At 67.5% G+C, this 11,477-nt stretch carries 10 protein-coding genes; 5 read left to right on the top strand and 5 right to left on the bottom strand.

The window, feature by feature from the left end:
- Nucleotides 1-52 precede the first annotated feature (52 nt).
- Complete coding sequence (locus BFAL_RS00815) at nt 53-844, top strand: Fic/DOC family protein (RefSeq protein ID WP_082440230.1); 792 nt, start codon at nt 53-55, stop codon at nt 842-844.
- A gap of 78 nt (nt 845-922) precedes the next feature.
- Here the strand turns inward: BFAL_RS00815 and miaA are convergent, their stop codons facing one another.
- Both miaA and miaB read right to left on the bottom strand, forming a co-directional pair.
- Nucleotides 923-1,969, bottom strand: a complete 1,047-nt coding sequence (gene miaA, locus BFAL_RS00810; RefSeq protein ID WP_082440229.1) for a tRNA (adenosine(37)-N6)-dimethylallyltransferase MiaA — start codon at nt 1,967-1,969, stop codon at nt 923-925.
- Entirely contained in the window at nt 1,956-3,404 is a 1,449-nt protein-coding gene (miaB, locus tag BFAL_RS00805) for a tRNA (N6-isopentenyl adenosine(37)-C2)-methylthiotransferase MiaB (protein WP_152973447.1), read from the bottom strand. The genes miaA and miaB overlap by 14 nt, the downstream gene beginning before the upstream one ends.
- 184 nt (nt 3,405-3,588) lie before the next feature.
- On the opposite strand from miaB, the gene BFAL_RS00800 reads away from it, so the two are divergent.
- A complete protein-coding gene (locus tag BFAL_RS00800) occupies nt 3,589-4,320 on the top strand; it encodes a GTP pyrophosphokinase (protein ID WP_503089868.1) in 732 nt (243 codons plus the stop codon).
- On the opposite strand, the gene BFAL_RS00795 is transcribed toward BFAL_RS00800, so the two are convergent.
- The 3 genes from BFAL_RS00795 to BFAL_RS00785 all read right to left on the bottom strand — a co-directional run bounded on the left by BFAL_RS00795 (nt 4,274) and on the right by BFAL_RS00785 (nt 7,004).
- Nucleotides 4,274-5,224 carry a DMT family transporter gene (locus BFAL_RS00795; protein ID WP_055426543.1) on the bottom strand — a complete coding sequence of 317 codons (951 nt, stop codon included), beginning with the start codon at nt 5,222-5,224 and terminating at the stop codon, nt 4,274-4,276. The two genes, BFAL_RS00800 and BFAL_RS00795, sit on opposite strands and share 47 nt — an antisense overlap.
- Nucleotides 5,225-5,356: 132 nt before the next feature.
- Nucleotides 5,357-6,283, bottom strand: coding sequence for a Bax inhibitor-1/YccA family protein (locus BFAL_RS00790; RefSeq protein WP_055426542.1), 927 nt, complete (start codon nt 6,281-6,283; stop codon nt 5,357-5,359).
- A gap of 154 nt (nt 6,284-6,437) precedes the next feature.
- A complete protein-coding gene (locus BFAL_RS00785) occupies nt 6,438-7,004 on the bottom strand; it encodes a hypothetical protein (protein ID WP_055426541.1) in 567 nt (188 codons plus the stop codon).
- A 341-nt stretch (nt 7,005-7,345) separates the two neighbouring features.
- Between BFAL_RS00785 and BFAL_RS00780 the strand changes: the two genes are divergently transcribed.
- From BFAL_RS00780 to BFAL_RS00770, 3 genes are read left to right on the top strand one after another with little or no spacing between them, the layout of a single operon-like run.
- Entirely contained in the window at nt 7,346-8,587 is a 1,242-nt protein-coding gene (locus BFAL_RS00780) for a sensor histidine kinase (protein WP_055426582.1), read from the top strand.
- A 1-nt stretch (nt 8,588) separates the two neighbouring features.
- Complete coding sequence (locus BFAL_RS00775) at nt 8,589-9,299, top strand: response regulator transcription factor (RefSeq protein ID WP_055426540.1); 711 nt, start codon at nt 8,589-8,591, stop codon at nt 9,297-9,299.
- A 54-nt stretch (nt 9,300-9,353) separates the two neighbouring features.
- Complete coding sequence (locus BFAL_RS00770) at nt 9,354-11,465, top strand: GmrSD restriction endonuclease domain-containing protein (RefSeq protein WP_055426539.1); 2,112 nt, start codon at nt 9,354-9,356, stop codon at nt 11,463-11,465.
- Nucleotides 11,466-11,477 lie beyond the last annotated feature (12 nt).

The following is an 11,477-nucleotide window of genomic DNA, read 5'->3' as shown; positions in this document are numbered from 1 at the left end:
GCCGCCGAATCATCGTCATTCCCCCATACCGCCGTGGTTTATCATGGGTTGCATGACTCCAGCGGAACGTGCGAGCGCAGTCGCATTTGCACTGAAGAACTGCGCGTTGGAAGCGATGGTGCCGGGCGCCGCGACGATGCGCGCCGCGGCGGACTATGAGGCGGGGCGCATCGACGTGGCCGGTCTCATCGACGTGGCGGACGGCGAGACCGCGCAGACGGTCGGCGGCGGAAGACTGGCCGACGGCTCGCTCGACGACCATGCGCGCGACCGCGCCGCATCGGTGTTCGCGAGGACCGTGCTGCTGGTCGAACGTCCGTGGCGCGCGACGGGCGACCTCGACGAGCTGACCGCGATCCACAAGGGACTGTTCTCCGGCGTGTTCGACGATGCCGGGCGTCTGCGCACGTCGGATACGACGCGCGGGGTGACGGACGACACGGCTCTGGCGCGTAACCCCGAGGCGTTCTTCCCCGCCGCGCTCATCGAGACCGGCGCGCTCAACATCGCCACCGAGCTCGCGGAGGCGCGCAACCTCCAGTCGCTCGACCGGGGCGTGTTCGCGCACCGGCTCGCCCATGTCTACGACGAGCTCGGGTACCTGCACCCGTTCCGCGGCGGCAACGGGATGACGCTGCGCATGTTCGCCTCGCGTCTCGCGCACGACGCTGGATGGGACATCGACTGGGGACCGGTGACGCGCGAATCGTACAAGGAGGCCAAGCGCGCCGCCTTCCGCGGCGACACGTCGGGCTTCGAGCGCATGTTCGTGGCGCTGATCGGCCCAGCGAACCCGACGCGCGTGTTCCTCATCGCGGGGTTCGAGCAGGGGCCCGCGCACTGAGCCCGAGCCCCGAGCCCAGGCATGGCGGTATGCCTCGGCGTCGCCCGGACCATGCCGACGCCGCCGAGGCGGCACGGTTCAGGCGATGTCGCCCAGATGATGCTGCACGTACTCGTCGGCCCGCGCGTCGATCGCGTCGTAGTCGCCGGCGTCGGCATGCGCGATGACGGCCATCGCGTTGTCGACGAGGCGCGGGTTCAGCGCCTCGAGCCAGTGGATGCGCGGGTCGCGACCGAACCATCCCATCTGCTTGCGGGCGAGACGGCGGGTCTTCTGCGCGATGTCAGCCCAGGCGTCCTCCTCCTCGTCCCACATGCCGTCGAGCAGGTCGATCATCTGCTGGTAGCCGAGCGCGCGCACCGCGGTGAAGCCGAGATGCGGGCGCAGACGGCGCACCTCGTCGAGGAATCCGTCCTCGCGCATACGCGCCGTGCGGATGCCGATGCGACGGTCGAGCTCGCGACGGTCCAGGTCGAGTCCGATCTGCACGGACGGGATCACGTACCGGTAGCGCGGCAGGCTCGCCGAATACGGTCTGCCGGTGATCTCGATGACCTCGAGCGCGCGGATCGTGCGCCGCGGGTTGCGCGGGTCCATGCGCGCGGCGGCTTCGGGATCCTTCTCTTCAAGCTCCTCGAACAGGGCCGTCGCGCCCTCCGTCCTCTCGCGCTCCTCCAACCGCGAGCGCACCGCGGGATCGGTGCCGGGGAACGTGATGTCGTCGATGGCGGCGCGCGCGTACAGGCCGGAGCCGCCGACGAGGATCGGACGCACGCCGCGCGACCGGAGTTCTGCGATGGTCTCGCGCGCGAGCTGCTGGAAGCGCGCGACGGTCATCGTCTCGTCCGGGTCGATGATGTCGATGAGGTGGTGCGGGACGGCCTCCTGCTCCTCCTTCGTCGGTTTCGCGGTGCCGACGTCCATGCCGCGGTACATCTGGTAGGCGTCCGCGTTGACGATCTCGGCTCGCTGCCCGTCCGCGGCGAGACGTCGCGCGATGGCGATGCCGAGACCGGTCTTGCCGGACGCGGTCGGCCCGACGATGGAGACGACGCGGGGGCCGTCCTCGCACTGCGCGTCAGGGACGGCCGACGTGCCGGCCGCGGTCGGTTCAGTGGCGGACATGATACGTCTGCCCCTTCCTCGGATCCGGGTCCGCGATGAGGTTGTGGCGGCCCGCATGCGTGACGGTCGCGGTGACGAAATCGCCGATGGCGGGCTCCGGCTCGCCTTCGGGAACGCCGATGTGGACGAGCACGCCGGTCTTCTCACGTCCGGTGACGCGGTGCGTGTCGGAGTCCTTCTTGCCGTTGTGGCCGGTGACCATCACCTCGACGTCTCGGCCCTCGAACGTGGCGAGATTCTCCTCGGTGATCCGCTCCTGCAACGCCACAAGGCGTTCGAAACGCTCCTGCACGACGTCATGAGGCAGCTGCTCCATCGCCGCGGCGGGCGTGCCGGGGCGCGGCGAATAGATGAACATGAACGCGGTGGAGAAGCGCGCCTCGCGCATCACGTCCAGTGTGGCCTGGAAGTCCTCCTCGGTCTCGCCGGGGAACCCGACGATCACGTCGGTGGAGATCTGCGCGTCGGGCATGGCGGCTCGGATGCGGCCGAGGATGTCGAGGAACTTCGCGGAACGGTAGGAGCGGCGCATCGCCTTGAGGATGCGGTCGGATCCGGACTGCAGCGGGAAGTGCAGCTGGTGCATGACGTTCGGCGTCTCGGCCATCGCGGCGATCACGTCGTCCGTGAACGCGGCCGGATGCGGCGAGGTGAAGCGCACGCGCTCCAATCCCTCGATCGTGCCGCACGCGCGCAGCAGCTTGCTGAACGCGTACCGGTCGCCCATGCCGTAGCCGAACGAGTTCACGTTCTGACCGAGCAGCGTGACCTCCTTCGCGCCGTTCGCCACGCAGCGGCGGATCTCGTCGAGGATGTCGCCGGGACGACGGTCGCGCTCCTTGCCGCGCGTGGTCGGCACGATGCAGAACGTGCACGTGTTGTTGCACCCGACGGAGATCGCCACCCACGAGCTCACACGGGAGGCGCGGGCGGCGGGCAGGTCGCTGGGCATGTGTTCGAGCGCGTCCGTCACCTCGACCTGCGGCCTGCCGGTCATGCGGTTCTGGTCGAGCAGGCGCGGCAGGGATTCGAGGTTCTTCGTGCCGAACACGGCCGACACCCACGGCGCCTTGTCGGCGATCTTTCTCCGGTCGATCTGCGCCATGCACCCGCCGACCGCGATCTGCAGGTTCGGGCGGTGCAGTTTGACGCGGTTGTAGCGGCCCACGGTGCCGTACATCTTCTCCGTGGCGTTCTCGCGCACCGCGCACGTGTTGAGCACGATCAGGTCGAGGTCGCGCGAGGCGACCTGCTCCTCGGTGGCGGGCACGTAGCCGTCCGCCTCCAGCACGCCCGCGATGCGCTCCGAATCGTGCACGTTCATTTGGCATCCGAGCGTGTCGATATGGAACACGCCCTTGCCTCGCCGGCCGGCGATTGCGGCCGCGTCGGCGGTCTCGACGTCGATTGAGGCGCGCTCCGCCTCGGTCATCATGTCTTCGTTCACAGCGTTCCATTCTATGGGACGGGCGGGTCACGGCATGTCCCGCACATGATAATGGGGCAACGCGGCAACGGATGTCGCATCATGCGGGAGGGATGACGGCGCCTTTCGGCGTTGTGGGGAGATTTCCTGCAGACCACCGGCACACACGCGCCCGATGGCTATAATCATTGCCGTGATACTTGACCGACATTCCCGATTGAGCAGCGCCGATCTCAAGGCCCGCCTGAAGGGCCTGAACATTTCGGACAGCATCTTCGACGCGGACCAGATCGCCGAGTTCGTGGACCTCATGCAGGTGTACGAGGGCGCGATGTACGAGATCTCGACGAAGCTGGAGATCCTCGACAACGAGTTCCAGGTGCGGTTCTCGCACGACCCCGTCCATCACATGGAACGGCGTCTCAAGTCGGTGAACTCCATCATCGGCAAGCTGGAACGCAAGGGACTGCCGATCGCCGTCGATTCCATCCGAGACAATCTGTTCGACGTGGCGGGCATCCGCGTGATCTGCAACTACCGCGACGACGTGTACTCGGTGTCGAACTACCTGTCCGCCCAGTCGGACATCCAGGTGCTGCGCGTCAAGGACTACATCAAGAAGCCGAAGCAGAACGGCTACCGGTCGCTGCACGTGATCTACGCGGTGCCGGTGTTCCTCTCCTCCGGCGCGCATTACACGCCGGTGGAGGTGCAGTTCCGCACCATCGCCATGGACTATTGGGCGAGTCTCGAGCACGCGCTGCGCTACAAGACCGACCTGCCGGACGCGAAGCTCAACGAGCATTCGCAGACCCTGCTCGACTGCGCGCGCTCACTGCAGAACATCGAAGTGCAGATGCAGAACATCCACCGCGACATCAACGGCGCCCCCGTGGTCGATCAGACGCCGAAGACGAGCGACTGAGCCATGCGGGGAGCCGCGCCGGCATCTGGGCGAGCATCGTGCCGAGGAAGATGAGCGCGCACCCCAGATAACCGCGCGGGGTCATCATCTCGCCGAGGAACAACGCCCCGCCCACCGCGGAGAAGAACGATTCGAGACTCATGAGCAGGCTGGCCTGCGTCGGCGGCACCCACTGCTGGCCGACCGCCTGCAATGTGTAGGCGATGCCCACGGAGCCGATGCCGGCGTAGAGAATCGGCTCCCAGGCGGCGAAGGCGCCCTGCCAGTCGATGGACCCTTCGATGGCAGAGCCGATCCAGCTGAGCACGGCGGTGGTGCAGAACTGGATGAACGACAATGCGATCGCGTCCACATGCGAGCCAAGCTCGTCGATGACGAGGATGTGCGTCGCGAACAGCACGGCGGTGAACAGGAGCAGCAGGTCGGCCAGGCCTATCGACCCGAATCCGTCGGTGACGCACAGCAGGTAGAATCCGGCGACGGAGAACGCTACGGCCACGCCGACGAGCACGCCGATGCGACGGCGCAGGAACACGAAGGCGAGCAGCGGCACGATGACGATGTAGAGGGCGGTGAGGAACCCGGCACGCCCCGCCGACTTGCCGTACAGGATGCCGTACTGCTGGAGCGTGCTCGCGGTGAACAGCACGACGCCGCAGATGACGCCCACGACGATCGGGTTGGCGAGCACGGGGCGCGGCGACGCGACGGGTGCGGGTTCCCGCCGAGCCCTGCGCGCGAGAAGGATGGGGATGAGCGAGACCGCGCCGAGCGTGAACCGCGAGGCGTTGAAGAACAGCGGCGTGACCGCGTCCATACCCTGTACCTGCGCGACGAACGCGAACCCCCATATCAATGCGCATACGGTCAGGCACACCACGCCCGCGATCTGCTGTCTTCCCATAGAGTGCCAACCTACGTGAGGCCCCGCATATGGGAGGACCCGACCACCATGTGGTCGGGTCCTCCCATATGCGGGGCGCACCGGGCCGTGCCGCACACCCCTTGTCGCCGACGCGTCGTCGGCTCCGTGGCATCAGTCCCTGTTGCCGAACAGCTGCAGGATGTACAGGAACATGTTCACGAAATCGAGGTACAGGTTGAGGGCGCACAGGATGGAGATCTTCCTGATCATCTCCGGACCCTGGCTCTCATAGGCCTGGAAGAGCGCGCGCGTGGACTGGGCGTCGTACATGGTCATGCCGGCGAAGATGACGAGGCCGATGGCGCACACGATGCGCGTCATGCTGCTGACTCCGGGGATGAACGCGAGCACCAGCTGCGTGATGATGAGCACGATGAGCGCAACCATGAGGATCGGCCCGAACTTGAGCATGTCGATCTTCGTGGTGAGGCTGAACATGGTGAGCGCGAAGAAGAACGCGGCGGTGACGCCCAGTGCGATGCCGATCTGGCCGAGGTCGTACACCCAGAAGATGGAGCTCAGGGTGAAGCCCATGAGCGCGGCGTAGATGTAGAACATGGCGCGCGCCCCGCCGACGCTCATCTTCTGGATGCGCATGCCGAGCACGATGGCCATGCCGACCTGCACGACGCACAGGCCGATGAGACCGATGACGCCGGTGGCGGCGAGGAAGTAGTAGTAGGCGCCGGTGACCTGCGCGGCGACGGCGACCAGTGCGGTGACGATCAGACCGAGGGTCATCTCGCCGTACGCCTTGGCGACGGAGACGCGTTCGGCCTGCTCGTAGGAGTAGGCGACCTGACCGTTGACGGTCGCGGCGCCCGCGCCCGCGTAGACGTACTGGGGCTGGCCGTACTGCGGGGGCACCTGCCCGCCCACGTACTGGGTGTACTGGGTGTTGGCCTGGCCGTACTGGGACTGGCCGGCGTTCGCGTACTCGTAGCCGGGCTGGGGCTGCGTGCCGTAGCCGGCGTTCAGGGTATGGCCGCCCTGCGGCTCATAGTTGGGGTTGGGCTGGGGCTGCTGACCGAATGTCATGATCGCTCCTTCTCGTTGATGTCGTACCCCATCGTACCCGTGAAGATTGGTGTTGGCTGGGAATTTCAGCTCCGGGCGACTTGCGCCCCGCATGGCATACGACGGGCGTGCGGTTCCCGTCGCATTCGCCGGGAACCGCACGCCTGCGGCATCGTCAGAACAGGGGCACCGTGCAGAACGCGCTGCCCGCGGAGCCGCTGCCCTCCTTCGCGTCCTTCTCCTCGCCGTTGACGATGACCTTGCAGCTGACCGTCTGGTCGTTGCCTCCCATGATGTCGCCGGTGACGCTCACACCGGTGAGGTCCTTGGCCTCATCGCCGGTGAACGTCTTCGACCAGCTGCCGTTGAACTGTTCGGTGTTGCTCGAGCCGCTGCGGGTCCAGATCACGGTGCCGTTGCCGGTGGCCGTGGCCTGGAACTCGACCGTCTTCTCCGTCTTCGCCGCAGAGGCGTCATCGCCCTGTTTCGCGGCGTCGCCGCCCGACGACTGCTGGCTGGAAGTCGCCGTCGCCCCGGAATCGGCGCCATCCGACGCCCCGCCTCCGAGCGCGCCGCCGATGGCGAGCACGACGACCACCACGATCACCCAGAACCACCATCGTTTCAGCAGCGGCTTCTTCGGCTTCGCGGTGCGGCCGGGCCGCTGTCCCGCGCCCGACGGCGCCTGCTGCGGCGCCAACGGTTGCGCGCCCGGCTGCATGGATGTGTTCGGATCGCTCATGATCCTTCTCCTTCCTCGTTCGTCCGCGGACTGGAATCGTCCTGCTACCAGACACGCTATCGGAACCGGAACGCGGACGTCAGTGTACGAACGGCCCTTTCGCACTGCCCCATCGGGCGGTAGGACGGCATGCGTCCATGCCCGCATGTCCAATGGCGGAACGCGGCGCACGCCCATAAAGTGAAGGCATGACCATGACCACTCAGCACGGCGCGCCCGACGGCGGCCCCACCGACCCGCGGCGGGGCGCCGCCGCCGCGGGCCCATCGCCGGTTCCTTCCGCGAACACCCAGAACGCGGACGACGTGCCGGTGGCCACACGCACATGGTGCACGTTGGTGATGGTGCCTTCGGCGAGTTTCATGTGTCTGGCGCAGACCTCGTTCTTCGCGCAGCAGTTCGACAAGGATTCGGCCGGCTTCATGCTGATGGTGCTGTGCACGCTGGTCGCCCTGCCGTCCGGACTGCTCCTGTCGGCACGCAGGAACCATCCGGAGCTGACGTTCTGGATCGCCTGCGCGATGGTGGTCGTCTTCCCGTTCGATTCCCTGATCGCGCTGATGGCGCTGACGTCGCTGCTGGCCCGCCGCGCCGACCGCACCCTGACCATACGTGCCGTCGCCGCGGCGACCATCGCGACGCTGGTCTCGCAGATCCGCGACGCATTGCAGCCCGCCGACGCCTCCCTGTGGCATACGGTCTTCGCAAAACCGCACACCGGCGGCGACTCGGGCCGTCCCCCGGTCATGATGGTGGAGGAACCCACCGTGGTCGTCACCGCGGCGATCGCCTCGCTGGTGTTCGTCGCCGGCGCGACGCTCATAGGGCTCCATATCCGTTCGCGCGCCCGATTGCGCACGGCGAACGCATTGGCCGACGCGGCCAAGAGCAAGGCCGCGACGTTGGCCAGCGACCTGAACAACCAGCAGCTCGCGGACGCGATCGCCGCCGAGGCGCATGACACGCTCGCCCATTCGCTCTCCCTGATGGCGTTGAACGCCGCCGCGCTCAAAGCGGAGGCGGAACGGCTCGGAGACTCCCCCGAGGCACGTTCGCTGGCCGCCAAGGCCGAGGACATCCGCCGTCAATCGGCCGGGGCGCTCGACGAGGCGCACGCGATCATCGACATGCTGCGCGACCCAGTACAGGCGTGGGAGCAGCTCGCTCCTTCGGACGATACGTCGTTGACCCGCGAATCGTTGGACGCGCTGATCGCCGACGTGCGCGGCTCCGGCACGACGCTCAACACGTGGATCGACATCCGGCAGCTGAGCGGTCTCGACGAGGCAATCGGCAAAGTGGCGTACCGCGCCATACAGGAGGGGCTGACGAACGCGCGCCGGCACGCTCCTGGCGCGCCGGCGTCGCTGGAGGCGTCGGCGGCGCCGCAGACCGGCGTGCACATCCATCTGAGCAATCCGATGCCGGAGCACGGCGGACGGGAACCGGGAGCGCAGGCCACGCACGGGGCCGGGCTGCCCGGGCTCGCCGCGCGCGTGGACGCCGTCGGCGGCCGGTGCTGGTACGGGGTGGATGACCGGCGGCTGTTCCATGTCGACGTGTGGCTGCCGTGGCGCGGCTAAGATGAACGGCGTGGACGAGCAGAGGAACGACGACGGGTGCGACCGCCCGATCCGGGTCAGCGTCATTGACGACGATCCGATGATCTGCCAGGCGATGCGGCTGATACTCCGCGACTATTCGCATGGCCGCATCGAGGTCGTCTCCACCTCCACCGACGGCGAGTCATGCGTGCTCAATGCCGCCGACGAGCATCCCGACGTGGTGCTTATGGACATCGCCATGCCCGGCGTGGACGGCATCGAGGCCACACGACGGCTGCGCGCCCTCTCCCCCGCCCCACACGTGCTGATCCTCACCTCGCTGAGCCCGTCCGGCACCGTGGAACGCGCCGTCGAGGCAGGCGCCGAAGGCTTCGTATCGAAGACCGACGCCCCCGACGACATCATCCGCCGTATCGTCGGCGTATGCGAAGGCGCACCCCAGTTCAACACCGCCAGCCAGCGGCAGCTCATCGCCGACCTGAACGGATCGCGCCCCCGTTCCCGCCGCGACGAGGCGCGCGCACTGCTCGACGCGCTGCCCGATCGCGAGCGCGAGGCGGTGCTGCTCGCCGCCGAGGGGCTCACGAACGCGCAGATCGCCTCGCGGATGTTCATCTCGGAGCGTACGGCGAAGGCTCACCTCTCCTCCGCCTCGGACAAGCTCGCCATGGGGCGCGTGCAGATGGCGCGACTGGTCGAGCGCGCGGACGTGCCGCCGCTGCTAGGCTGAATGGTAGCGAAGCGCCGCCGCGCCGGCGGCGCCGCACCATCGAAGGGAGCCCACATGGGAATCAGCGCCAAGGAACTGCCGTTGGGCGACGTGTTCACGCCGAACTACCGGCTGTCCATTCCCTCGTTCCAGCGCGCCTACATCTGGCAGCCGGAGAACATCATGCAGCTGGTCGACGACCTGCTCGAAGCGTGCAAGACACCGGGAACGCCGTATTTCCTCGGCTCGCTCATCCTCGTGCGAGAAGGCGGGACCCGCTATGAGGTGATCGACGGCCAGCAGCGTCTCGTGTCCCTGTCGATCGTCATCGCCGCCCTGCGCGACCTCGAACACGATCCGGAGTGGATGGGGCTGCTGGACAAGCTCATCGTCGACCCGGGCGACAAACTGCGCGGCATCGCCAACGAGCCAAGGCTCACGCTGCGCGAGAAGGACGCCGCGTTCTTCCGCGAGTACGTGCAGGAAGGCAATCTGGAGGCGCTGTTCGATCTGAGCGACGAGGATTGGACCACTGCGGCGCAGCGCAACATCACGCGCAACACGCGACGCGTCTACGATGCGCTGGCGGATCTGGGCGAGGAGGAGCGGCGCGCCTTCGCCTCGTACATGGTGAAGATGGTCACCCTGGTCATCGTCACCACCGACGACCTCGACGGCGCGCACCGCATCTTCGACGTGATGAACATGCGCGGACTGCCGCTGACCGCGTCCGACGTGTTCAAGGCGCGCGCCACCGCCGCGCTGCCTCCGGCCGAGATCGACGCCTATGCCGCACGCTGGGACGACATCATGGAGCCGCTCGGCGACGACCCGCAGTCCACCGAGGAGTTCTTCGAGACGCTGCACATGATCGTCACGCACCAGCATTCCACCGGCAAGCTCATCGAGGAGTTCCTCGCCGACGTACTGCAGCCGCACATCGAGGCGGGCACGGTGCCCGCGTTCATCGACGGCACGCTCGCCCCCTATGCGGCCGCATGGCAGATCATCGCCCATGCGCCGGAGACCGTCCTGCCCAACGAGGTGAAGGAGCGGCTCGAGGCCCTGAACGACTACCGCCACCACGAGTGGAAGGCGGTCGCCATGTGGGTGCTCGTCCACTCGTACCGCAAGCTCGGCTCGCCGGACGTCTCGCCGTTCGCGTCGCGCGCCGGCCGCGCCGCGCGTACGAAGACGACGGTCAGGGAGTTGGGCGGGCATGACGAGCAGCGCCTCATCGAGGTGCTGACGGCGCTGGAGCGCGTCACCGGCCTGGACACGCTCAACCGTGTGGACGCGTTCACACGCCGCGGGCACGCCACGGCCGCGATCCGCGACCTCGACAAGGGCTACCCGACGAATCTGGTGCGCGGACTGACCGTCCGGGCAAACGACCGTCTGAGCGCCCTGGTGCGTCTGCACGGCGAGATGCAGGGCGACGACGATCTGGTGCGTCTTCTGCTCATCCGCGCGAACGAGCAGAAGGCCGGTATGCGGCTGGCACGGCCACGCAAGCTCAGCGTGCTGACCATCATGCCGTTGGACATCGGACGGTCCGCCTCGTTCGCGCACTGGTCGCAGGACGACCACGACTATTGGATGTACCGTCTCGGCGACATGGCGCTCGCGCAGGGCACAGCAGACCAGCTCGACAAGATGAACGAGTACGCGCCTCGCCGCGAGCGGATGCTCATGCGCGCCGATTCGCGTCGGTTCCCGCTGACCGACGGGCTCAAGGACTTCAACGAGTGCACGCCCGCCATGCTCAGGCACCGTCAGGAGGAGACGATTCAACTGATCGCCGACTATTGGCGGATCCGCTACGACGAGAACCACACGGACCTGACGGCCCAGGGCGGCGAAGGCCTGGCGGAAACCGCGGCGGCGGCCAAACCGGCGCACGGCTCGCGCCGCGTGACCATCAGGCAGGTCGTCCAGGCCGGGCTGCTCATCCCCGGAGAGAAGCTCGTATGGGAGCGTCCGCGCAAGGGCGAACGCTGGTTCGCGACCGTCACCGAGGATGGGCGCTTCCGTCTCGACGACGGTTCGGAGCACTCCTCGCCCACCGCGGCGGCGAAGGCCGCGGCGGGCGGCAAGGCCAGCGGCGGCCTCGACGTGTGGAAGCGCACCTCGGACGGGCGCCGCCTGTCGGAGATCTGGAAGGAGTACCGCCTCAAGGCGCAGTAAGCATGCGCCGTC

Origin of the sequence: Bifidobacterium aesculapii (assembly GCF_001417815.1) — a bacterium.
GTDB classification, from domain to species: Bacteria; Actinomycetota; Actinomycetes; order Actinomycetales; family Bifidobacteriaceae; genus Bifidobacterium; species Bifidobacterium aesculapii.
The sequence above is the reverse complement of the archived record's forward strand: the minus strand, read 5'-3'. Positions and strand labels throughout refer to the sequence as shown.